This is a genomic window from Streptomyces sp. GL_148, assembly GCF_057834205.1.
Window position 1 is genome coordinate 5,136,030 of the sequence record NZ_CM174396.1, and the last position, 21,269, is coordinate 5,157,298.

Genomic DNA, 21,269 nt, shown 5'->3' on the forward strand with positions numbered 1-21,269 from the left:
TTTCACCGGAGCAGGTAGGGCATGTTGACGGTCACCGCGCCGGTGGGACAGCGGGCGGCGCACGGGCCGCAGTACCAGCACTCGTCCACGTGCATGTAGGCCTTGCCGTTGTCCTCGCGGATCGCGAGCGAGTCGAGCGGACACATGTCGACGCAGAGGGTGCAGCCGTCGATGCACAGGGACTCGTCGATGGTCACGGGCACGTCGCCGCGCTGGGGGACCAGAGGCATGGCTGTCTCCAGAAAAAGGGGGGGGGAGGGGAGCGGAGGGGAGTTACGCGGTGGCGGTGCGGTGCAGCAGGCCGCTCATGGTGATCCGGTCGCCGCGGAAGCGGATGAACTCCAGGTCCACGGGACGGCCGTCGCCGAGGTGGGTGAGGCGCTCCAGCATCAGGACGGCGGCTCCCCGCGGGGCCTGCAGGACGGCGGCGGAGTGCGCGTCGGCGTTGACGGCTTCGAGGGTGATCTCGGCGTGGCCGAGCGGCTGCCCGGTCAGGGACTCCAGCAGCCGGAAGACATCGGTGTTCTCCAGGTCGCAGCCGATCAGGTCGGCGCCGATGTCCAGGGGGACGTACGTGAGGTCGAGCGAGAGCGGCAGCCCGTTCAGGCGGCGCAGCCGCTCGATGTAGAGCACGTCGGAGTGTTCGGGCAGGCGCAGCCGGCCGGCGACGGGGGCCGGGGCGCGGACGGGGCCGACGGTGCGGACCTCGTTGGTGACCCGGCCGTGTTCGTGGAGGGTTTCGGCGAGGCCCTGGAGGCGGTCGAGGCCGTGCGGGTACTTCGCGCAGACGATGACGGTGCCGACGCCGGGGCGGCGCTCGACGAGCTGTTCGCCGCGCAGCAGGTCCAGGGCCTGGCGCACGGTGTTGCGGCCGGCGCCGTAGTCGGCGGCGAGGGTGTCCTCCAGGGGGAGGACGCCGGTGGGGTAGCCGCCCGCCAGGATCTGGTGGCGCAGCAGGTCGGCGAGCTGTCGCGCCTGGTCCGCGCGCAGCCGCCGGCGGCGCGCGGCGGCGACCGGGACGGTGTGTTCGCGGGTGCGTTCGGCTGGCATGGCACGGAACATACCGAGGGGGCCGGGCCGGTGGTGTTGCCGCAGTGTTGCGCCACTCGCGGGTGTCGGCGTACGGCTACGACCTGCGCAAACGGCGGGGCGGCGGAAAGATCCGCCACCCCGCCGTCAGCCGCCGTCCCGAGATGTGGACTAGAGGGTGCCCACGATGCGGCCGGTGACCTCGCCGAGGCCCACGCGGGTGCCGTCGGCGCCCGGTGCCCACGCGGTGAGCGTGACGGTGTCGCCGTCCTCCAGGAAGGTGCGCTTGCCGTCGGTGAGCTCGAAGGCGTCGCGGCCGTTCCAGGTGAGCTCCAGCAGCGAGCCGCGCTGACCGGCCTCCGGGCCGCTGACCGTGCCCGAGCCGTACACGTCGCCGGTGCGCAGCGAGGCGCCGTTGACGGTCATGTGCGCGAGCTGCTGGGCGGCGGTCCAGTACATCGAGGCGAACGGCGGCTGGGCCACCTCCTGCCCGTTGATGGAGACGGTGATGCGCAGGTCGAAGCCGCCGGGGCGGTCGGCGCCGGAGTCCTCCAGGTAGGGCAGGAGCGGGAAGTCCCGGGCCGGCGGGGCGACCCGGGCCGCGTCCAGGGCTTCCAGCGGGGTGACCCAGGCGGAGACGGAGGTGGCGAAGGACTTGCCGAGGAAGGGGCCGAGCGGCACGTACTCCCAGGCCTGGATGTCGCGCGCGGACCAGTCGTTGAGCAGGAACAGCCCGAAGACGTGCTCCTCGAAGTCGCCGAGGGCCACGGGGCGGCCCTGCTCCGAGGGGGTGCCGACGACGAAGCCGACCTCGGCCTCGATGTCGAGCTTCACGGAGGGCCCGAAGACGGGCGCCGGGTCGGCGGGGGTCTTGCGCTGGCCGGAGGGCCGTACGACGTCTGTCCCGGACACGACGATCGTCCCGGCGCGGCCGTGGTAACCGATGGGCAGGTGCTTCCAGTTGGGGGTCAGTGCGTCCCCGTCCGGCCGGAAGATCTTGCCGACGTTCGTCGCGTGGTGCTCGCTCGCGTAGAAGTCGACGTAGTCGGCGACCTCGTACGGGAGGTGTAGGACGACCTCCTCCAGCGGCAGCAGGTGCGGCTCCACGGAAGGCCGGTGGCCGGGGTCGGTGACCCAGGCGGTCAGCGCGCGGCGCACGTCCTTCCAGGTGGTACGGCCCGCGGCGAGCAGCGGATTGAGCGAGGGCTGCCCGAGCAGTCCGGCGTACGGGGACCCGAGCGCGGCCGCGGCCGCCCCGGCGTCGAGCACGTACCCGCCGATGCGGACACCGATGCGGCGCCGCTCCTCCCCGCCGCCGGCGGTGGAGAACACGCCGTAGGGGAGGTTGTGCGGCCCGAACGGGTCGCCCTCGGGCACATCGAGGGGGCTCTGCTGGGGCATGGGGTGCTGCCTCGCTTTCGACGCGGCCCGGGGGTGTCCCGGGAGCTGCTTGACAGGTTAAGGGGCTGGTGGGGCATGCGGGAGGCCGGATTCAGGCACTATTTGTAGGACTTGTCCGAGGAGGTCCGTATCCTGGACGCGTGACTTCCGCCCTCCCCTATGCACTTGTGGCCACCGACCTGGACGGGACTCTGCTGCGCGCCGGAGACACCGTCTCGGCCCGCTCCCACACGGCCCTCGCCGCCGCCCGCGCGGCCGGCGCCCTGCACATCATCGTGACGGGCCGCCCCGTCCCGCAGGTCCGACACGTCCTGGACGGCCTCGGCTACACGGGACTCGCGGTGTGCGGGCAGGGAGCGCAGGTCTACGACGCGGCGGCCGGGCTGCTCCTGCACTCCGTGGCCATGGATCGGGAGCTGGCCGAAGTCGCCCTCGGGAAGATCGAAGCGGAGGTGGGGGAGGTCTACGCGGCGGTCAACCAGGAGGGCGTCGACGCGGAGATGCTGATGGGGCCGGGCTACCGGATGTGGCACCCGCACCTGCCGACGGTGTCGGTGGCCCGGCGCGCGGACCTCTGGAGCTCCCCGATCAACAAGGTGCTCCTCCAGCACCCCGGCCTCTCGGACGACGAGCTGACGGAGATCGCCCGGGGCGTGGTCGGGGACCTGGTCAACGTCACGATGGCGGGGGAGCACACGGTCGAACTCCAGCCCCCGGGCATCGACAAGGCGAGCGGTCTGGCGGTGGCGGCGGAGCTCCTGGACGTCACCGGCTCGTCGACGATCGCCTTCGGCGACATGCCGAACGACATCCCGATGTTCGCGTGGGCGGCGCACGGGGTCGCGATGGCGGGCGCCCACCGGGAGCTCTTGGCCGTCGCGGACGAGGTCACCCTCTCGAACGAGGCGGACGGCATCGCGGTGGTCCTGGAGCGGCTGTTCGCCTGACGACGGCGACCCGGCCCACGTCACCGACGGCGGCACGTCAGGTCACTCTGTGCCGCGGTAGTTCATGAACCAGTGGGTGTCGAAGTAGTGGGCCATCGTGAACGGATGGTGCGGGTCGAGGAGGATGCGGCAGATGAACTCCGCCGCCGAGCAGTCGAAGACGGCCAAGTCGTCGTCGAAGGTCCGGATGGCGACGGACCAGCGGTCCGGGTCGGTGCCGTCGTCGGTCTGCCAGCAGTACAGGTTCTCGTGCTCGGTGCCGGCCCAGATGAGCAGGCCTTCCTCGCGGAGGTGGGTCCACGGCTCCTGGTTCAGAGCGAGGAATCCGTCGAAGGCGCCTTCTCCGAATATCTCCACCATGCGCTTGTAGTCGCCGGGAAGGCGCGTGCCCACCTCTGCCTCGATCCGCGCCCAGTCGACGTCCGGCCGCTGCGGGGGCGAGGTCCAGGCGGTGATGGCCACCAGCCGCTCGACCCAGTCTTCCTCCTCGTCCCGGCTGTCCCCCTCTGGAGCCGGAACCTCTGCATCCACCACACGCCGCGGCGCGGCCGCCAGCACCGGCCGGACGACGCCCTGCGCGTCCCGGGCGGTCCCGGCGCCGATCCACTGACCTCCGTACGCCCAGGCCCGAATCGTCTCGCCCCGGCCTTCGAGGACGGCGAGGAGAGCCGCGCCACGGGACTCGTCCACGGTCGGGTCCGTGAACCCGTCCAGGACCAGGGTCCGTGGCGCCCCGTAACGGTCGGCCAGCCTGTCCACGAGCAGGTGCGGGTCGATGTCCAGCGACAGGTGCAGAGATCCACCCGGGGCGCCGATCCGGTCCAGGAGGTCGCTGAGCATCGGTTGCGTGAGGTCCATGACGGACAGGAAAGCGCACTCCACTGACAAGGCCCCTTGCCTGATTCACCGGTTGGGGTTCCGCCCAGCGTGGCTGGCTGATTCGGCGCCCGGCGCTGGACACGTTCCGAACGGCGGGGTCACGATGTCTCCCCATCCGGATGATCACCTCGCGCCGATCGACCGGCCTCCCGACGTACGAGGGACCCCCTCATGGACGACAGAACGCGCACGCCGCTGTTGGTGGCGGGCCTCGTGGGGGTGGCCGTCGTCGCGGTGCTCGCGAGCTCCGTCTACGGGATCGTCGGCGGTGGGGACAAGACCCCCCTTCGCGTGGCCGACGTGGAAGGGGCGTGGACCTCCGAGGACGGCACCGGAGCCCGCCTTCTCATACGCGCGGACGGGTCGGTGGAGGTTTCGAAGGAGGCGCAGATCAGGGAGTGCGGTCTGCTGATGTGGCCCGAGGGTCAGGCGGCGAAGGCGACGTGGACCTTCGGTGACGCCGATGATCCTCGGATGGTGTTCGTGGAACTCCAGGGCGCTGAGCGGGCGCAAACGTGCAGCTTCGACTTCACGGTCGCCCATGAGGGCAACCTGACCTCCGGCCCACGGCTCACCTACGTACGCAGCGACGTCGCGCACTGACCGAGGGCCTCGGGGCAAGAGCTCAGCGGGCGGCGTCCCAGGCCTGCCAGGTGTGGCCGCCGGGATGGGACAGGTACTGCCCGCAGCCCTCGCCTGCGCCGGTCGCCGGGCAGTCGGGGAGGGGGAGGACCGCGTCCTCGGGCCAGCGGGCCCATATCGCGCTTCCCCGGGCCGGGCCCTCGTGGAGGACGTCCATGTGGGGACCGATGTGCTGCCCCAGGGAGCACCGCAGCTCCGGTCCGGCGTCGAGTACCTGGCGGAGTGCCGGCAGCCGCGCGAGCGCGTCCAGGTGTACGGCGGACAGTGCGCCGGAGGCGCCGCACACGCGGGTCACGTGATCCCGCCCAGGGCCGCGGCGAAGGCCAGGCAGCCGGTCCAGGCGACCGCCCCGAGCGTTACGGCTACGGCTGCGGCCTCCTCCGATGTACGGGCCTCCAGCAGCCCCCGCAGGGCCCGTACGGCGTCTGCGACGGCCCGCCGTACCAGCGCTGCGTCCAGCAGCTCGCGGAACCGGGCCCGGTAGGCGGGGTCCGACTCGATCCGTCGCAGCTCCGCGAGCGGGCTCTCGCTCACAGCAGCCCCTCCGCGCTCCGCGCGTTGCGCCGGGCGGTCTCCGCGCGGAGCCGCTCCATCGGGTCGGCGGGCCGGACGCAGCGAGGCTCCGCCTCCCACTCGGGCCCGCCGCGCACGGGCCGCAGGGCCCAGTACGGGCCGGCGAGCCCCCGGAACTCCCCGACCAAGTCGTCGCGGCTGGTGTCCACCACGAGGGTTCCGGGGGCGGGGGTAGGGGGAATGGGCATTCCACACATGGCCGTTCCTCTCCGTAGTGGATTCACTACTCGGTGAGTTCAGCGTGGCGCGGCCGTGGGGACAGTTCAACTTGCCAGTTCGGAACGGAAAGTTGGTCACGCGGCTGTGAATCGCAAGGAGTTGAACCCCGAGGAAGGTCCCGAAGCGGCGTTCGGGGCGCGTCTGCGCAGCTCGCGGGAGGAACGCGGCTGGACGCAGGAAGGTCTCGGGGAACGGATGGGCTTCTCCGCCACGCACATCTCGGCGGTGGAAACCGGGCGCAAGATTTCGACTCTGCGTTTCGCGCGTAGTGCGGATGTGGTGTTCGGTATCGCGGGAACCGAGGACACGTTCGAACGCCAGTGGCGCGAGATCCGGCACGGGGTCCTGCTGGAGGGCTTCCCCGAGTTCCTCGGCTACGAGAGCCGCGCGGTGGAGATCCGGCTCTACGAGGTGGGCGTCATACCGGGTCTGCTCCAGACCCCGGACTACGCGACGGTGGTCACTGAGAGCACCGTCAAGCGAGGTGCCATCACTGCGGAGCACGCGAGCGAGCGGATCGGCATCGTTGTGGAGAGGCAGGCCGCATTGCTGCGTACTCCTCCGCCGCTGGTCTTCGTGGTGCTGGACGAGAGCTGTTTGCTTCGTCCCATTGGTGGACCAGACCTCATGAGGGATCAGTTCGCGCGGCTACTCGAATTCGCTGAGCTGCCGAACACCGTGCTCCAGGTCGCCCCCTTCGAGATGGGGGAGCGTCGTCCGCTCAGCCTGCCAGTCACCGTGCTGACGCTGCCTGATCGCTCGATCATGTCCTACTCGGAATCAGCCCAACGGGGCCATCTGGAGCGGGAGAACAACTCGGTGGTGCCGATGCTGACGGCCTACCATCAGCTTCAGGCCGGAGCGCACTCGCAGGCGGTCTCTGTGGCCATGATCGATCAGCTACGAAAGGGCACCTCGTGACGACCGAATCTCCCTGCTGGTTCACGTCCTCGTACAGCGAAAACGGCGGTCAGTGCGTCGAGGTGGCCACCAACCTCGTTGCGTCGCGCGGCGTCGTGCCGGTCCGCGACTCCAAGCTCTCGGCGAGCCCGGTGCTGGACGTCTCCGCCACCGCGTTCGCGGCCTTCGTCGACGGCCTCAAGGCCGTCTGACCCTCCGCCGGGCCCCGGGTAGCCGCCCGGGGCCCGGAGCCCGGCTATACCGCCGCCCGCGGCAGCCTTCGCTCCCACGTGCGGTGGAACAGGACCTCGTCACCCTCTCGGCACACCACCTCGTTCGACGTGAGGAAGCCGCCCTCGTCGCACGTGATCTCCGAGCGGGTCACCACCGACACGTCCCAGCCCAGTTCCGGGCGGTGCAGGCGCACCGTCCAGGTGGAGTGGGTGCGGGCGGATAGGGGGTCCGCCTCCTGGATCTCGTAGACCTCCAGCGCGTCCTCGCTGAATTCGAGGCCGTCCGGGTACACCCGGGTTCCGCCGTAGCGCGGGTCGACCTCCAGGCGCCACACCCCGCGCGCGACGTCCCGTACGACCAGCCGTTCCGGGCGAGGGGCGTCCAGGGTCGCCGGGTAGGAGACGCCCAGCCCCTCCGACTGCTCGGGAGCTTCGAAGAGGATCGGCTCCTCGTCGGAGGACGGGTCGCGGATCGGGAGTTCCACCGCGCTGCCCGCCGGGTCCAGGGTCCAGCCCGCCTCCGAGCCGGCCCGCGGCCAGATCCACGGCCAGTAGGCGGAGGAGAGGGCGACGCGGATGCGGTGTCCCGGTGGGAAGGAGTGGCCGATGCCGTTGAGCTCGAAGACCACGTCCTCGTACGAGCCCACCGGCCACGGCACCGCCTTGTCCCGGCCCTGCCGCTCGGAGAGGTTGAGCGCGCCCCGGGTGACCAGGGTCGAGGAGCCGTCCGGGGCGACGTCGCAGAGGCGGGCCACGACCTGCCCGTAGGGGACGTCCATGCGCAGGCGGAGCCGGACCACCGGGCGGCCCAGGATCTCCACCGGGCCGGAGCCGTCACCCACCGGGAACTCGAAGCAGGCCGACTTCGCGTCCTCCTCGCGCTGGTCCGGCGGCAGGTCGGCGTCGTTGCCGAAGGGGAAGAAGCGGCCCGCGTCCAGGCCCGTGTGCTGGGGGGAGCGGACAGCGACCGGCGCGCCCTGGAAGGCGTAGGTGACGGGGTCCACGTGCGGCGAGGGCCAGGACGGGTCGCCGACCCAGCGGCCCGGCAGGGTCGGGTAGGTGGTCGCCGGCGGGTGCGACTCGGAGATCCAGGAGCGGAGGAGGGGTTCGGACATGACGCCGGTGTCCTTGCCCTTGAGCCAGTGGTCCCACCAGCGCAGGGTCTCCTGGAGGAAGCCGATCGCGGGGCCCGGGGGCAGTCCCCGGTCGGGGTACTGGTGCGACCACGGGCCGATCAGGCCACGGACCCGGTCGGCGGGCAGGGCCGAGACCAGGCGGAGCACCGTGTCGCGGTACGGGTCGTGCCAGCCGCCGACCGCCAGGACGGCCGCGCCGATCGCGCCGTAGTCCTCGCAGACGCTGCCGTGGCGCCAGTACGCGTCGCGGGTCTGGTGGGAGAGCCAGGTGTGGAGGAGGGGTTCGACCGCGCCGAGGCGTGACAGCCACTGGTCGCGCCAGCCCTCGCCCGCGTAGAGGGGGTCCGGGGGGCGGGAGGCGAAGGCGAGCATGGTCGCCGCCCACGCGTGCATGTCCACGGCGAGGAGGGAACCGCCCATGTAGTGGACGTCGTTGTCGAAGCGGTCGTCCGTGGAGCAGACGGTGACGACGGCCTTGAGGGGTTCCGGGGCGAGCGCCGCGATCTGGAGGCTGTTGAAGCCGCCCCAGGAGATCCCGAACATGCCCACGGACCCCGTGCACCAGGGCTGGGCCGCCAGCCACTCCACCACCGCGACCCCGTCGGCCAGCTCCTGCGCGTCGTACTCGTCGCCCGGGTCGCCGCCGCTGTTGCCGTGGCCGCGCACGTCGACCCGTACGGAGGCGTAGCCGTGGCCCGCGTACCAGGGGTGGCGCTGCCAGTCGCGCGGGGCGGTCCAGTCGGTGAGGCGGTACGGGAGGTACTCCAGCAGCGCCGGGACGGGCTCGTCGGTGACCGGCCGCCAGATGCGGGCGTAGAGGTGGGTGCCGTCCCGCATCGGGATCCGGACGTCCTCGTGGGTGGTCCCGTAGGGGAAATCGGTACGGATGATCATCGGAGTTCTCTCGCCCATCTCCTCGGGAGGGTCATCGTCGAACGGGTCAGTGGACCGGGTGCATCGTGCGCTTGAGCCACGGTGCGAGCGCGATCACGGCCAGTCCCACCGCGACGGCGAGGGCGCCGTTGACGCCGAAGTAGGCGGGGTTGGAGACCTGGCCGTAGAGCTTGACGACCTGGGCCTGGATGCCGTTGGCCAGGGCCAGGGAGAGGAACCACAGGGCCATCGTCTGGCTGGCGAACGCCTTCGGGGCGAGCTTCGTGGTGGCCGACATGCCGGAGGTCTCCAGCAGGACGTCGCCGAGTCCGAGCAGCAGGTAGGAGCCGATGATCCACCAGGCGGCCATCTTGTACGTGTCGCCGCTGTGCCCCGAGGTCGGGATGACCATCAGGAGGAAGGACAGGCCGCCCAGGATCACGCCGATGGCGATCTTGTTGGAGGCGTGCGGCTGGTTGTGGCCCATCCGGACCCACAGGGCGGCGACGACCGGGGCCAGGAGCACCTCGAACGCGCCGAGCGCGGAGGCGTACCAGCCGGCCGGGAAGGTGAAGCCGAGGATCTCGGTGCGGGCGTTCGTCGAGGCGAGCAGCATCATCGTCGAGTACGCCTGGAAGAGGATGAAGTTGAAGGCCACCGAGGCCAGGAAGAGGACCACGTACGGGCGCAGGCGGCCCCGTTCGGCGCGCGTCACCCGGTCGCTGCGGAACATGATCGCGAAGTACACGATCGGTGCGATCACCGAGACGAGGGTGAGCAGGTCGACGAAACGGTCCATCGTCAGCCAGCCCAGCAGGGCCAGAAGGGTGGCGAGCGCGGCGAAGAGCAGGATTCCGCCGATGATCTTCATCACAGCCGAGCGCATCGCGTCCGGCGCCAGCGCGAACTCGGCGGAATGCTTGCGTCCAGCCAGGTGGCGGCGCCCGGCGACGTACTGGATCAGGCCCGCGGTCATCCCGATGGCGGCGGCCGAGAAGCCCCAGTGCCAGCCCTTGTGCTCGCCGAGCCAGGCGGTGATCAGGGGACCGGCGAAGGCGCCGATGTTGATGCCCATGTAGTAGAGGGCGAAGCCGGCGTCGCGCCGGTCGTCGTCCGTCGTGTACAGCTTGCCCACCATGCTGGCCACGTTCGGCTTCAGCAGGCCGGTGCCGGCGCTGATCAGGCCGAGGCCCACCCAGGTCATGGCGCCGGTCGGCACGGCCATGGCGTAATGGCCGCAGGCGATCAGGATGCCGCCCCAGAGCACGGCGCGGTATGAACCGAGGATCCGGTCGGCGAGCCACCCGCCGGCGACGGAGACGAGGTAGACCATGGTCCCGTAGGCCGCCGAGACGGAGGCCGCGGTGCCCGGGTCCATCCCCAGGCCGCCGTTGGCCACCGTGTCCGCGAAGTAGAGGACGAGGATGGCCTGCATGCCCAGGAACGAGAAGCGCTCCCAGACCTCCAGTCCGGAGAGCGTGGCCAGGCCCCTGGGGTGCCCGAGGAAGGCGTGGTCGTCGCCGGGCGGCGGCTGGTCGGCCTCCGGGCCGGAGGAATCGCCTATATCGGTAGCGGTTCTGGACAAAACGCATTCTCCGGTTGTTTCGGCTGGTCTAGAACATACCGGGGCGCATGGGGCGCCGCCCGGCCAGTACGCGGCGCGTGGCCGGACAGGCGCCCTGGGTGATCGAAAACAGACCGGATACGCTGGCTTGAGTGATGGCAGCGACACATCGACAATCCGTGTGATCGTCAAGGTGATCGTCAGCAGACAGGAGTACCCCTCGTGACCGTCGTCGGGCCGTTCGGACTGAGCGTGCGGGACCAGGCTCTTGAGACCGATGTCCAGGCCGGACTGGCCGCCGTCGAGGCGGGTCTGCTGGAAGCCACCAAGAGCGAAGTCCCCTTCATCACCGAGGCCGCACAGCACCTGGTCCGCGCCGGCGGCAAGCGCTTCCGGCCGCTGCTGGTGATGCTCGCCTCCCGGTTCGGCGATCCCTACGCGCCCGGGATCGTCCCCTCCGCCGTGGTCGTGGAGCTCACCCACCTGGCGACGCTCTACCACGACGACGTCATGGACGAGGCGGACGTGCGCCGCGGTGTGGAGAGCTCCAACGCCCGCTGGGGCAACTCCGTGGCCGTCCTGACGGGTGACTTCCTGTTCGCCCGCGCCTCGCACATCCTGGCGGACCTCGGCCCCGAGGCCGTACGGGTCCAGGCCGAGGCGTTCGAGCGGCTGGTGACGGGTCAGATCCTGGAAACGGCCGGCCCGCGCGACGGCCGCGACCCGGTCGAGCACTACCTCGACGTCATCGCCGGCAAGACCGGCTCGCTGATCGCGGTCTCCGGCCGCTTCGGCGCGATGATGGCCGGCGCCGACGAGTCGGTCGTCGACATCCTGACCCAGTACGGCGAGCGGCTCGGCACCGCCTTCCAGCTCGCCGACGACGTCCTCGACATCGCCTCCGACTCGCACGAGTCCGGCAAGACCCCCGGCACCGACCTGCGCGAGGGCATCCCGACGCTGCCGGTCCTGCGGCTGCGGGAGATGGCGGCCCAGGGCGGCGACCCCGACGACCTGGAGCTCGTACGGCTCCTGGACGGCGACCTGACGGACGACGCCCGGCACGCCGACGTGCTCGCCCGGCTGCGGGTCCACCCGGCCCTGGAGCAGGCCCGCAAGGACACCGTGCGGTACGCGGAGGAGGCGCGGGCCACGCTGGCCCCGCTGCCCGACTGCTTCGCGAAGTCGGCGCTGGTGGAGCTCTGCGACGCAGTGGTCCACCGCGCGGGCTGACCGCCGGGGCCGACCACGCGGGCTGACCACGCGGCACAGCCGGAAAGCACACCGAAGTCAGGGGCGAGGGCCCGGCAACCCCTACGGGTGGGGGAGGCCGGGCCCTCGTCATGTCATCCCTGGGGTGTACGCACAGTTGGCTCCGGGGGCTGACGCCCCGACCCCCTCTTCTTTGGTCAGATAGAGGCACATCCCCACCAGATCGGGTGAGATTGGCGGCGAGGGGTGGACGTGGTCGCGCTTGTCGGCCACATGCAAGACGGGTAGGTCGCCGCCGTACACACAGAGGTAGGGCAGACAGACATGGCAACGAACGCAAAGACCCGCAAGGCTGCTCGGTACGCCGTACCGGTCGCGGTGTTCGGTGTGGTCGCCGGCACGATCGCGATGGTTCCGGCCTTCGCGAACGCCGGGGGACCGGACCTTCCGAAGGTGACGGCCCAGCAGCTCATCGAGAAGATCGCGGCCTCGGACGTGCAGCAGCTGTCCGGTAGCGCCAAGATCAGCACGGACCTGGGCCTGCCGAGCCTTCCGGCCGGCCTGCTGGGCGGCGGTGGCGGCGTGACCGGCGGCTCCGCGGACCCGCAGGACAAGCTCGCCCAGCTGGTGAGCGGTACCCACACCTTCCGCGTGGCCGCCGACGGCCCGGACCGCCAGAAGCTGACCTTCGTCGACGGCAAGGACGAGTACAGCCTCGTCCACAACGGCGACGACGTCTGGGGATACGACTCCAAGTCGAAGGAGGTCTTCCACGAGAAGGCCCCCGCAGAAGCTGACAAGGGTGGCAAGAGCTCCGAGCACAAGGCCGGCGACGGGCTGCCCGCCACTCCGCAGGAGATCGCCCAGGAGGTCCTGAAGGCCGCCGGACCGACCACCGACATCAGCGTCGGCGACACGGCCCAGGTGGCCGGGCGCGACGCCTACCAGCTGGTCCTGAAGCCGAAGGGGACCGGTTCGACGGTCGCCTCGGTGAAGATCGCGGTGGACGCGAAGAAGGGCATGCCGCTGCGCGTGCAGGTGCTCTCCACCGACGGCGGCAAGCCGATCGTGGACGCCGGCTTCAGCAAGGTGGACTTCTCCAAGCCCGCCGCCGACACCTTCGCCTTCACCCCGCCCAAGGACGCCAAGGTGACCGAGGGCGCGGCCGGCGAGCACGGCAAGCCCGGCGAGCACGGCAAGGACGGCAAGGACAAGGGGCTGGACGCTCTGGAGGCCATCCCGGGCCTGGGCGGCCTGACGGGTGGCGCCGGGGGCGTCAACGGCGAGCCGAAGGTCCTCGGCGAGGGCTGGACCTCGATCGCCCGGATCGAGACCGGCGCGAACAACACCCTCAAGGGCCTCGACGACGCGGCGAAGGACAAGAACGCGCCCAAGGGCGCCTCGCAGTTCCTCGACGCGCTCGGTGAGAAGGTCTCCGGGAAGTTCGGCGAGGGCCGCGTCCTGAAGACCCGCGTGGTCAACGCGCTGCTCACGGACGACGGCAAGGTCTACGTCGGCGCGGTCACCAAGGCCGAGCTGGTGAAGGCGGCCGACGCCAACAAGTAGCCGAAGCGGATGCACGAGGGTGGGCGGGGACTGTGTCCCTGCCCACCCTTGTGCCGTTCCGGCCCTGTGTACAGCGGCCCCGCTGTACCGTGAAAAGCATGTCGAGACACGTCACCATCCGCCTGGAAGAAGAGTTCCACGAACGCCTGAAGGCGCGTGCGGCGGCCCTGGGCACGACGGTCACCGCTCTGATCACCGAAGTCACGGAACGCGAGCTCGACGAGGACCGGAAGAACTTCCTGTCCGGGATCGAGGAGTTCGCCGACCACTGGGGCTACTTCCAGGAGCGGTTCGGGCATTGAAGATCACCATGGAGTGGGCCTGGACCGCTCTGGCCCACCATCTCCCGTCAGATCCCGCCGTATGGGATCCCTCCGGAGTGGCCGCCGCCGTCGCCCGCCACCAGAACGACCTCGTCCTGGTCCCCGAACAGCCCGCCCCGGACACCGCGTGGCGGGCCGCCGCGTTTCTGCACACCCTCGCGGTGTGCCCGGCGCTGGAATCCCCGATGAACGAGTTCTACGCCGCCGCCGCCACCCGCTCGTACCTGCGGGTCGCCGGGGCCAAGCAGCTGCCCTCGCCGGAGGAACTCGGCGATCTGGTGGAGGCCGCGAAGCTGGGCCGCGCCGATGTCGCCGCGGTCGCGCAGGAGCTGCGGGCCCGGATCCAGGAGCCGCTGTCGGCCTCGCTACGGGGCCTCGCGCAGGACTCGTAGGACGGCCGGGGGCTCCGGCGCGATCCGGTCGGGATCACGCCGGAGCCCCGGGGGACTGCCGTCTCAGAAGGTGATCTTCCAGCTGTTGATGTAGCCGACGTCCTGCGCGGCCACGTCCTTGACCTGGAGCTTCCACACGCCGTTGGCGACCTCGGAGGAGGCGTTGACCGTGACGGACTTGACGATGTTGTCCGCGCTGCCGCCGGTGCGGTTGTGCAGGTTGTACAGGGTGCCGTCGGGGGCGACCAGGTCGACCACCAGGTCACCGATGTAGGGGTGGACGATGTTCACGTCGACCTTGGTGGTGGCCGGGGCGTTGCCCGTGACGCCCGAGACCGTGATCGGCGAGTTCACCGCGGCGGCCGGGGAGTCCGGGATGGAGACGTCGGCCGTGTTCTCGAAGGACGGGCCCGGCGGGACCGGGACGGCGAACCCGAGGTTCCAGACCGCGTAGGCGATGGCGTCGGAGTTGCGGTCCAGGGCGGTGTCGTTGATGTTCGACGCGTTGTCGCAGGAGGAGTGGTAGCAGCGGTCGAAGGCCTGACCGGAGGTGCCGCCCCACTTCTGCGCCTGGGCCGCCGTCTTGGTGTTGCTGGCGCCGGTGAACAGGCCGCCGACGGGGATGCCGACGTTCTTGAAGGACGCGTGGTCGGAGCGGCCGTCGCCCTCGGTCTCGATCTCGGTGGGGACGCCGAGGCCCGCGTAGTAGTTCTTGAAGGTCTGCTCGATCGTCGGGTCGTCGTCGTAGACGAAGTAGCCCGGGTTCGGCGAGCCGATCATGTCGAAGTTCATGTAGCCGGAGAACTTCGCCCGCTCGGTGGTCGGCAGGCTGTTGACGTAGGCCTTCGACCCGACCAGGCCCAGCTCCTCCGCGCCCCACCAGCCGAAGCGCAGGTGCTTCGTGGGCGTGAGGCCGGCCCGGGAGACGGCGAGCGCGGTCTCCAGGACGGCCGCGCTGCCGGATCCGTTGTCGTTGATGCCCGCGCCGGAGGACACCGAGTCGAGGTGTGCGCCGGACATCAGGACCGAATTGGGGTCGCCGCCCGGCCAGTCGGCGATCAGGTTGTAGCCGGTGGCGCCGCCGGAGGTGAAGGTCTGCAGGCTGGTCGTGAAACCGGCTGCGTCCAGCTTGGCCTTCACGTAGTCGATCGAGGCCTTGTAACCGGCCCTGCCGTGGGCGCGGTTGCCGCCGTTGGCGGTGGCTATCGACTGCAACTCCGTCAAGTGCGCCTTGACGTTGGCGAGCGGGATGTCGGGCGGCGTGGGCGCAGCGGCGACCGAGGTCGGCGTGGCGAGCGCGGCGGGGGCGGTGGCGGCGATCAGACCGGCGACCGCGAGGGCGGTCACGGTGGCGAGGCGCCGGGAGACGGACAGGCTCATGTGGGGGCTCCGGGATTCCGTACTGGGGATGTGTGCGGAAACGTGCGGGGTAGAACAGGTGAGCAACGTGCGTCAGTGCGAGCCTGATGGTCAGTGAGAGCGTGACGCTCCGTCAAGACCTGAATCCGGTCACACCCGTTCGCAAAGCGGACGCAGCCGCCCGTGGAGCCGGGGCGGGAGCACACTGGGGGGATGAATGTGAACGAAGAGACCCGTGCGGCGGCCGTCGAGGCCCAGTGGCTCGACACGCGGCGGGCATGGGCGGACCGCCTGGAGCGCCTCGGTCCCGAGGTCTGGCGTCTGGGAACCATCGCCGTGCTGGAGGCGGCCCACGAGGACCCGATCCTGCGGCAGCTGTACCCGTACACGAGCCATTGCCACGTGCACTTCAGCAGCACGACCCGCTTCCCCTACGAGGTGGCGGTCCCCTTCGTGATCCCGCTGCCCGACGGGCGGTTCCGCGTCATGCGGCGCGACCCCTCCGGGCAGGTCGGCGAGGTCGCCACGGCCGGGGAGGCCGTGGCCCTGGTGCTCGCGCACGTACCGCCCCGCCTCCGGCTCGCCGCTACGGGGCTGCCGATGGACGCGTAGGCCGGGGCAGATGTGCGCAGGGGTCGGACATGCGGACGGGCGCGCCCGAAGGCGCGCCCGTCGGTGCTCCGAGCGGCGTTACGCGGTCTCGCGCGCCGGGGTCGGGAGGGGGCCCGGGAGGGGGCCCGGGGCGGAGCTCTGGAACGCCGGCGACAGGGCTTCCAGGCGCAGGGCGCGGGAGCGGCGGGCGGTGCGCAGGGCGTCCCAGGTGAGGATCGAGAGGGCGACCCAGACCAGGGAGAAGCCGGCCCAGCGCGCGGGCGGCATGGCCTCGTGGAAGTACAGGACGCCGAGGCCGAACTGGAAGACCGGGGCCATGTACTGGAGCAGTCCGAGGGTGGACAGCGGGACCCGGATCGCGGCCGCGCCGAAGCAGATCAGCGGGATCGCGGTGACCAGCCCGGCCGAGGCCAGCAGGGCGGCGTGCCCCGGGCCCTGGGCGGTGAAGGTCGACTCGCCCTGCGAGCCGAGCCACAGCAGGTAGCCGAGGGCGGGCAGGAACATGATCACTGTCTCGGCGGTCAGCGACTCCAGGCCGCCCATGCCGAGCTGCTTCTTGATCAGCCCGTACAGGGCGAAGGAGAAGGCCAGGATCAGCGAGATCCACGGCGGCCGGCCGTACCCGACGGCGAGGACCAGCACGGCGGTGACGGCGATCGCGACCGCCGCCCACTGCGTGCGGCGCAGGCGCTCGCCGAGGACCAGAACGCCGAGCGCGATGGTGACCAGGGGGTTGATGAAGTAGCCGAGGCTCGCCTCGACGACCGCGCCGTTGTTGACGGCCCAGATGTACACGCCCCAGTTCACGGTGACCAGGGCGGCGGCCACTCCCGTGAGGGCGAGCTTGCGCGGCTGGCGCAGCAGCTCCGCCATCCATCCCCAGCGCCGCAGGACCAGCAGCGCCAGGCCGACCACGGCCAGGGACCACACCATGCGGTGGGCGAGGATCTCGATTGCTCCGGCGGGCTGGAGGAGCGGCCAGAAGAGGGGCACGATCCCCCACATTCCGTACGAGGCGAATCCGTAGAGCAACCCCGTGCGCTGGTCGTTCTGTGCCTTCACGGGACCTCCAGAGCTACTTCAAGCCAACCTGACGACGGTAGCGCCGCGCGCGCCGAAAGTCATTAGCGTCTGGCGAGATGCTCATGACACTTGGGTGGCGGCCCGGGGCCCGGCAGCCCGGCGGCCCGGCGGCCGGAACGCGACGAAGCCCGGACCCTCCCTGCGGGTCCGGGCTTCGAAGGGCTGCGGCGGATGCCTCAGCCGACGACGGTCCAGTTGTCGTTCCCGCTCAGCAGCGCGCCCAGGTCGCCCTTGCCGCTGCGGTCCACGGCCGTCTCCAGCTGGTCGGCCATGAGCGTGTCGTAGACGGGCCGCCGCACGTTGCGGAACACCCCGATGGGCGTCTGGTGCAGCGTGTCGGGGTCGGCCAGCCGGGACAGCGCGAACGCGTTGGTCGGGGAGGCCGAGGAGGCGTCGTGGACCAGGATCCGGGACTCGTTCTCAGGGGTCACCATCACGACCTCCAGGTCGCCCGTGGCCACGTTGCGCACGACGCCCTTGGTGTTGTCCGCGCCGAAGCGGATCGGCTGCCCCTGCTCCAGCCTGATCACGGCCTCCTGGGCCTGCTCGTGGTCCTTGAGGACCTCGAAGGCGCCGTCGTTGAAGATGTTGCAGTTCTGGTAGATCTCCACCAGCGCCGTGCCCTCGTGGTCGGCCGCCGCGCGCAGCACCTCGGTGAGGTGCTTGCGGTCGGAGTCGACCGTACGGGCCACGAAGGAGGCCTCCGCGCCGATCGCCAGCGAGACCGGGTTGAAGGGCGCGTCCAGCGAACCCATCGGGGTCGACTTGGTGATCTTGCCGACCTCGGAGGTGGGGGAGTACTGCCCCTTGGTCAGCCCGTAGATCCGGTTGTTGAACAGCAGGATCTTGAGGTTCACGTTGCGCCGAAGGGCGTGGATCAGGTGGTTTCCGCCGATGGACAGCGCGTCCCCGTCACCGGTGACGACCCACACCGACAGGTCGCGGCGCGAGGTGGCCAGCCCCGTGGCGATGGCCGGGGCGCGGCCGTGGATCGAGTGCATCCCGTAGGTGTCCATGTAGTACGGGAAGCGCGAGGAGCAGCCGATGCCGGAGACGAAGACGATGTTCTCCTTCGCCAGCCCCAGCTCCGGCATGAAGCCCTGGACGGCGGCGAGCACCGCGTAGTCGCCGCAGCCGGGACACCAGCGGACCTCCTGGTCCGACTTGAAGTCCTTCATCGACTGCTTGGCGGCCGCCTTGGGCACCAGCGAGAGCAGGGAGGGGCGGTCGGTCACCTCAGACATTGACGGCCTCCTTGAGATGGTTGGCGAGCTGCTCGGCCTTGAACGGCATGCCGTTCACCTGGTTGTACGACGTCGCGTCGACCAGGTACTTCGCCCTCAGGAGGGTCGCGAGCTGCCCGAGGTTCATCTCCGGCACCACTACCTTGTCGTAACGCTTCAGGACCTCACCCAGATTCCTCGGGAAGGGGTTGAGGTGGCGCAGGTGGGCCTGCGCGATGGGGGTCCCGGCGATCCGCAGCCGCCGTACGGCCGCCGTGATCGGCCCGTACGTCGAGCCCCAGCCGATCACCAGGGTCCGCGCGCCGTCCGGGTCGTCGACCTCCAGGTCGGGGACCCGGATGCCGTCGATCTTGGCCTGGCGGGTGCGCACCATGAACTCGTGGTTGGCCGGGTCGTACGAGATGTTGCCCGTGCCGTCCTGCTTCTCGATGCCGCCGATCCGGTGCTCCAGCCCCGGCGTGCCCGGGACCGCCCACGGGCGGGCCAGGGTCTGCGGATCGCGCTTGTACGGCCAGAAGACCTCGGTGCCGTCCGCGAGCTCGTGGTTCGGTCCGGAGGCGAACTGGACCTTCAGGTCCGGCAGGTCCGCCACGTCCGGGATCCGCCAGGGCTCAGAGCCGTTGGCGAGGTATCCGTCGGAGAGCAGGAACACCGGGGTCCGGTAGGTCAGCGCGATCCGGGCCGCGTCCAGCGCGGCGTCGAAACAGTCCGCCGGCGTGCGCGGGGCCACGATCGGCACCGGGGCCTCGCCGTTGCGCCCGTACATCGCCTGGAGCAGGTCGGCCTGCTCGGTCTTGGTCGGCAGACCGGTCGACGGGCCGCCGCGCTGAATGTCCACGATCAGCAGCGGCAGCTCCAGGGAGACCGCCAGCCCGATCGTCTCGGACTTCAGGGCCACGCCCGGGCCGGAGGTGGTGGTCACGCCGAGCGCGCCGCCGAAGGCCGCGCCCAGCGCCGCGCCGATGCCGGCGATCTCGTCCTCGGCCTGGAAGGTGCGTACGCCGAAGTTCTTGTGCTTGCTCAGCTCGTGCAGGATGTCCGAGGCCGGGGTGATCGGATACGAGCCCAGGTAGATCGGCAGATCGGCCTGCTGGCCCGCCGCGATCAGCCCGTAGGACAGGGCGAGGTTCCCGGAGATGTTGCGGTAGGTGCCGGCCGGGAAGGCGCGGGTGGCCGGGGCCACTTCGTAGGAGACGGCGAAGTCCTCGGTGGTCTCGCCGAAGTTCCAGCCCGCCCGGAAGGCGGTGACGTTCGCCTCCGCGATCTGGGGCTTCTTCGCGAACTTCTGCCGCAGGAAGGTCTCGGTGCCCTCGGTGGGCCGGTGGTACATCCAGGACAGCAGCCCGAGCGCGAACATGTTCTTGCTGCGCTCGGCCTCCTTGCGGGAGAGCCCGAACTCCTTCAGCGCCTCGACGGTGAGGGTGGTCAGCGGCACCGGGTGGACGTTGTAGGCGTCCAGCGAGCCGTCTTCCAGCGGGGAGGTCTCGTAGCCGACCTTGGCCATCGGGCGCTTGGTGAACTCGTCGGTGTTGACGATGATCTCCGCGCCGCGCGGCACGTCCGCGATGTTCGCCTTCAGCGCCGCCGGGTTCATCGCCACCAGGACGTTCGGGGCGTCGCCCGGCGTCAGGATGTCGTGGTCGGCGAAGTGCAGCTGGAAGGACGACACGCCGGGGAGGGTGCCTGCGGGCGCCCTGATCTCGGCCGGGAAGTTCGGCAGCGTCGAGAGGTCGTTGCCGAAGGAGGCGGTCTCCGAGGTGAAACGGTCACCGGTGAGCTGCATTCCGTCACCGGAGTCACCCGCGAAGCGGATGATCACCCGATCGAGACGGCGCACTTCCTTCGTCCCGGCGTCCCCGGCGCCGCGGCCTTTGTGGCCTGCGGGTTCGCCGTTCGGGCCCGGGGACGTCCGCTGCTCGCCGACGACTGCGCCTTCGGCCCCGTCGGACTGTTCGGCTGGGCTACTGACCTGGCTGGTCACTGAACTGGACCTCCTTCGAGGCGTGAGCTATGCCCAAGTTCCACCCTACGTCCGTAGGGATCGCTTCCCCGGGCTGCTCATTTTCTGGACCGCCCCTTCGGCGGTCTGTCCGAATCCGGCCTTACCTGACAGAGTGTCAGTTGATCAAGATCTTAGGTAGGTGAGAACGGCCAGCACGCGCCGGTGATCCCCGTCACTGGGTGACAGGCCCAGCTTCATGAAGATGTTGCTGACGTGCTTCTCCACCGCGCCGTCGCTCACCACCAGCTGCTTGGCCACCGCGGAATTGGTCCGCCCCTCGGCCATCAGCCCGAGCACCTCGCGCTCGCGCGGGGTCAGCCCCGCCAGCACGTCCTGCTTGCGGCTGCGGCCGAGCAGCTGCGCGACGACCTCCGGGTCCAGGGCGGTACCGCCCCGGGCGACGCGGACGACGGCGTCGAGGAACTCGCGCACATCGGCCACCCGGTCCTTCAGCAGGTACCCCACTCCGGTACTGGACCCGGCCAGCAGTTCGGTGGCGTACTGCTCCTCCACGTACTGCGACAGCACGAGCACACCTATGCCGGGGTGATCGCGCCGCAGCCGTACGGCGGCCCGTACGCCCTCGTCGGTGTGTGTGGGCGGCATCCGCACGTCGGCCACCACCACGTCCGGCAGCGCGTTCTCGGCCGCCAGCTCCGCCACCGTCTTGATCAGGGCTTCCGCGTCCCCGACGCCCGCGACGACGTCATGCCCCCGGTCGGTCAGCAACCGGGTCAGGCCCTCGCGCAGCAGCACTGAATCCTCGGCGATGACCACCCGCACCCTGTCTTCCACGACTTCGCTGCTCCCGCGTCCGCTCATGCCCCGTGTTTCCCTGACTCAGCCAAGCATCCCAGTCTTGAGACCGGATATAGCCGGAGCGCGATCAACACGTGCCCCCGGACCGGCTGTTTTCGGCCCTGGGCGCCCCCCTGGGCCACCCACCTCCCGAAGTCAGGGCTTTGGCCCCCGGCGAGGAGGGGCCGAACGGCACCCGGGTGGGGCGACGGGGGTGGTGGGGGTGGTGTGGGGGTGACGGGGAGACACGACATGCGACCGCACGGCTGCTCCTCAGGGCGG

At 70.6% G+C, this 21,269-nt stretch carries 23 protein-coding genes; 9 read left to right on the top strand and 14 right to left on the bottom strand.

Annotation, left to right across the window (positions count from 1 at the left end; all coding sequences use genetic code 11):
• Nucleotides 1-2: 2 nt before the first annotated feature.
• The 3 genes from AC3IYI_RS23735 to fahA all read right to left on the bottom strand — a co-directional run bounded on the left by AC3IYI_RS23735 (nt 3) and on the right by fahA (nt 2,430).
• Nucleotides 3-230: a 4Fe-4S dicluster domain-containing protein gene (locus AC3IYI_RS23735; RefSeq protein WP_030710222.1), complete on the bottom strand. Its 228-nt coding sequence runs from the start codon at nt 228-230 to the stop codon at nt 3-5.
• A gap of 43 nt (nt 231-273) precedes the next feature.
• A complete protein-coding gene (locus tag AC3IYI_RS23740; protein WP_489405665.1) occupies nt 274-1,050 on the bottom strand; it encodes a GntR family transcriptional regulator in 777 nt (258 codons plus the stop codon).
• Nucleotides 1,051-1,200: 150 nt separating this feature from the next.
• Entirely contained in the window at nt 1,201-2,430 is a 1,230-nt protein-coding gene (fahA, locus tag AC3IYI_RS23745) for a fumarylacetoacetase (RefSeq protein ID WP_489405666.1), read from the bottom strand.
• Between the two features lie 140 nt (nt 2,431-2,570).
• On the opposite strand from fahA, the gene AC3IYI_RS23750 reads away from it, so the two are divergent.
• Complete coding sequence (locus tag AC3IYI_RS23750) at nt 2,571-3,377, top strand: HAD family hydrolase (RefSeq protein ID WP_489405667.1); 807 nt, start codon at nt 2,571-2,573, stop codon at nt 3,375-3,377.
• Between the two features lie 42 nt (nt 3,378-3,419).
• Here AC3IYI_RS23750 and AC3IYI_RS23755 read toward each other — a convergent pair whose 3' ends face one another.
• Nucleotides 3,420-4,235 carry an SMI1/KNR4 family protein gene (locus AC3IYI_RS23755; RefSeq protein ID WP_489405668.1) on the bottom strand — a complete coding sequence of 272 codons (816 nt, stop codon included), beginning with the start codon at nt 4,233-4,235 and terminating at the stop codon, nt 3,420-3,422.
• A 192-nt stretch (nt 4,236-4,427) separates the two neighbouring features.
• On the opposite strand from AC3IYI_RS23755, the gene AC3IYI_RS23760 reads away from it, so the two are divergent.
• A complete protein-coding gene (locus AC3IYI_RS23760; protein WP_489405669.1) occupies nt 4,428-4,859 on the top strand; it encodes a hypothetical protein in 432 nt (143 codons plus the stop codon).
• Nucleotides 4,860-4,881: 22 nt separating this feature from the next.
• On the opposite strand, the gene AC3IYI_RS23765 is transcribed toward AC3IYI_RS23760, so the two are convergent.
• The 3 genes from AC3IYI_RS23765 to AC3IYI_RS23775 are packed head-to-tail and all read right to left on the bottom strand — an operon-like array spanning nt 4,882 to nt 5,659.
• A complete protein-coding gene (locus AC3IYI_RS23765; RefSeq protein WP_489405670.1) occupies nt 4,882-5,193 on the bottom strand; it encodes a hypothetical protein in 312 nt (103 codons plus the stop codon).
• Entirely contained in the window at nt 5,190-5,432 is a 243-nt protein-coding gene (locus tag AC3IYI_RS23770) for a hypothetical protein (RefSeq protein WP_489405671.1), read from the bottom strand. Before AC3IYI_RS23770 ends, AC3IYI_RS23765 begins: the two co-directional genes overlap by 4 nt.
• Nucleotides 5,429-5,659 (bottom strand): hypothetical protein, encoded by a 231-nt coding sequence (locus tag AC3IYI_RS23775; RefSeq protein ID WP_489405672.1) that lies wholly within the window; start codon nt 5,657-5,659, stop codon nt 5,429-5,431. The genes AC3IYI_RS23770 and AC3IYI_RS23775 overlap by 4 nt, the downstream gene beginning before the upstream one ends.
• Before the next feature lie 115 nt (nt 5,660-5,774).
• On the opposite strand from AC3IYI_RS23775, the gene AC3IYI_RS23780 reads away from it, so the two are divergent.
• Together AC3IYI_RS23780 and AC3IYI_RS23785 are read left to right on the top strand one after the other, a co-directional pair.
• Nucleotides 5,775-6,611: a helix-turn-helix domain-containing protein gene (locus AC3IYI_RS23780; RefSeq protein ID WP_489405673.1), complete on the top strand. Its 837-nt coding sequence runs from the start codon at nt 5,775-5,777 to the stop codon at nt 6,609-6,611.
• Nucleotides 6,608-6,802 (top strand): DUF397 domain-containing protein, encoded by a 195-nt coding sequence (locus AC3IYI_RS23785; protein ID WP_489405674.1) that lies wholly within the window; start codon nt 6,608-6,610, stop codon nt 6,800-6,802. Before AC3IYI_RS23780 ends, AC3IYI_RS23785 begins: the two co-directional genes overlap by 4 nt.
• A 44-nt stretch (nt 6,803-6,846) precedes the next feature.
• Here the strand turns inward: AC3IYI_RS23785 and AC3IYI_RS23790 are convergent, their stop codons facing one another.
• Nucleotides 6,847-8,853: a CocE/NonD family hydrolase gene (locus AC3IYI_RS23790; protein WP_489411637.1), complete on the bottom strand. Its 2,007-nt coding sequence runs from the start codon at nt 8,851-8,853 to the stop codon at nt 6,847-6,849.
• A 46-nt stretch (nt 8,854-8,899) separates the two neighbouring features.
• Nucleotides 8,900-10,417 carry a peptide MFS transporter gene (locus tag AC3IYI_RS23795; RefSeq protein WP_489405675.1) on the bottom strand — a complete coding sequence of 506 codons (1,518 nt, stop codon included), beginning with the start codon at nt 10,415-10,417 and terminating at the stop codon, nt 8,900-8,902.
• A 201-nt stretch (nt 10,418-10,618) separates the two neighbouring features.
• Between AC3IYI_RS23795 and AC3IYI_RS23800 the strand changes: the two genes are divergently transcribed.
• The 4 genes from AC3IYI_RS23800 to AC3IYI_RS23815 all read left to right on the top strand — a co-directional run bounded on the left by AC3IYI_RS23800 (nt 10,619) and on the right by AC3IYI_RS23815 (nt 13,889).
• Nucleotides 10,619-11,629 (top strand): polyprenyl synthetase family protein, encoded by a 1,011-nt coding sequence (locus tag AC3IYI_RS23800; protein ID WP_489405676.1) that lies wholly within the window; start codon nt 10,619-10,621, stop codon nt 11,627-11,629.
• 303 nt (nt 11,630-11,932) lie between these two features.
• Nucleotides 11,933-13,174, top strand: a complete 1,242-nt coding sequence (locus AC3IYI_RS23805) for a LolA family protein (RefSeq protein ID WP_489405677.1) — start codon at nt 11,933-11,935, stop codon at nt 13,172-13,174.
• Nucleotides 13,175-13,272: 98 nt separating this feature from the next.
• Entirely contained in the window at nt 13,273-13,476 is a 204-nt protein-coding gene (locus tag AC3IYI_RS23810) for a ribbon-helix-helix domain-containing protein (protein WP_239516343.1), read from the top strand.
• The gene (locus AC3IYI_RS23815) at nt 13,473-13,889 is read left to right on the top strand and encodes a hypothetical protein (protein ID WP_243333280.1); all 417 of its coding nucleotides are present in this window, start codon (nt 13,473-13,475) and stop codon (nt 13,887-13,889) included. The genes AC3IYI_RS23810 and AC3IYI_RS23815 overlap by 4 nt, the downstream gene beginning before the upstream one ends.
• 63 nt (nt 13,890-13,952) lie before the next feature.
• On the opposite strand, the gene AC3IYI_RS23820 is transcribed toward AC3IYI_RS23815, so the two are convergent.
• Complete coding sequence (locus tag AC3IYI_RS23820) at nt 13,953-15,269, bottom strand: M28 family metallopeptidase (RefSeq protein WP_489405678.1); 1,317 nt, start codon at nt 15,267-15,269, stop codon at nt 13,953-13,955.
• Nucleotides 15,270-15,461: 192 nt separating this feature from the next.
• Between AC3IYI_RS23820 and AC3IYI_RS23825 the strand changes: the two genes are divergently transcribed.
• Nucleotides 15,462-15,860: a DUF6193 family natural product biosynthesis protein gene (locus AC3IYI_RS23825; RefSeq protein ID WP_489405679.1), complete on the top strand. Its 399-nt coding sequence runs from the start codon at nt 15,462-15,464 to the stop codon at nt 15,858-15,860.
• A 78-nt stretch (nt 15,861-15,938) separates the two neighbouring features.
• Here the strand turns inward: AC3IYI_RS23825 and rarD are convergent, their stop codons facing one another.
• The 4 genes from rarD to AC3IYI_RS23845 all read right to left on the bottom strand — a co-directional run bounded on the left by rarD (nt 15,939) and on the right by AC3IYI_RS23845 (nt 20,972).
• Nucleotides 15,939-16,922, bottom strand: a complete 984-nt coding sequence (rarD, locus tag AC3IYI_RS23830) for an EamA family transporter RarD (RefSeq protein ID WP_489405680.1) — start codon at nt 16,920-16,922, stop codon at nt 15,939-15,941.
• Between the two features lie 197 nt (nt 16,923-17,119).
• A complete protein-coding gene (locus AC3IYI_RS23835; RefSeq protein WP_489405681.1) occupies nt 17,120-18,187 on the bottom strand; it encodes a 2-oxoacid:ferredoxin oxidoreductase subunit beta in 1,068 nt (355 codons plus the stop codon).
• A complete protein-coding gene (locus AC3IYI_RS23840; protein ID WP_489405682.1) occupies nt 18,180-20,168 on the bottom strand; it encodes a 2-oxoacid:acceptor oxidoreductase subunit alpha in 1,989 nt (662 codons plus the stop codon). The genes AC3IYI_RS23835 and AC3IYI_RS23840 overlap by 8 nt, the downstream gene beginning before the upstream one ends.
• Before the next feature lie 144 nt (nt 20,169-20,312).
• Nucleotides 20,313-20,972 (bottom strand): response regulator transcription factor, encoded by a 660-nt coding sequence (locus AC3IYI_RS23845; protein ID WP_308313410.1) that lies wholly within the window; start codon nt 20,970-20,972, stop codon nt 20,313-20,315.
• Nucleotides 20,973-21,269 lie beyond the last annotated feature (297 nt).

Coding starts and splice junctions, on each gene's coding strand:
- AC3IYI_RS23735 (WP_030710222.1), bottom strand. CDS start 230: ATGCCTCTGGTCCCCCAGCGCGGCGACGTGCCCGTGACCATCGACGAG.
- AC3IYI_RS23740 (WP_489405665.1), bottom strand. CDS start 1,050: ATGCCAGCCGAACGCACCCGCGAACACACCGTCCCGGTCGCCGCCGCG.
- fahA (WP_489405666.1), bottom strand. CDS start 2,430: ATGCCCCAGCAGAGCCCCCTCGATGTGCCCGAGGGCGACCCGTTCGGG.
- AC3IYI_RS23755 (WP_489405668.1), bottom strand. CDS start 4,235: ATGGACCTCACGCAACCGATGCTCAGCGACCTCCTGGACCGGATCGGC.
- AC3IYI_RS23760 (WP_489405669.1), top strand. CDS start 4,428: ATGGACGACAGAACGCGCACGCCGCTGTTGGTGGCGGGCCTCGTGGGG.
- AC3IYI_RS23775 (WP_489405672.1), bottom strand. CDS start 5,659: ATGCCCATTCCCCCTACCCCCGCCCCCGGAACCCTCGTGGTGGACACC.
- AC3IYI_RS23790 (WP_489411637.1), bottom strand. CDS start 8,853: ATGATCATCCGTACCGATTTCCCCTACGGGACCACCCACGAGGACGTC.
- AC3IYI_RS23805 (WP_489405677.1), top strand. CDS start 11,933: ATGGCAACGAACGCAAAGACCCGCAAGGCTGCTCGGTACGCCGTACCG.
- AC3IYI_RS23810 (WP_239516343.1), top strand. CDS start 13,273: ATGTCGAGACACGTCACCATCCGCCTGGAAGAAGAGTTCCACGAACGC.
- AC3IYI_RS23820 (WP_489405678.1), bottom strand. CDS start 15,269: ATGAGCCTGTCCGTCTCCCGGCGCCTCGCCACCGTGACCGCCCTCGCG.
- AC3IYI_RS23825 (WP_489405679.1), top strand. CDS start 15,462: ATGAATGTGAACGAAGAGACCCGTGCGGCGGCCGTCGAGGCCCAGTGG.
- AC3IYI_RS23835 (WP_489405681.1), bottom strand. CDS start 18,187: ATGTCTGAGGTGACCGACCGCCCCTCCCTGCTCTCGCTGGTGCCCAAG.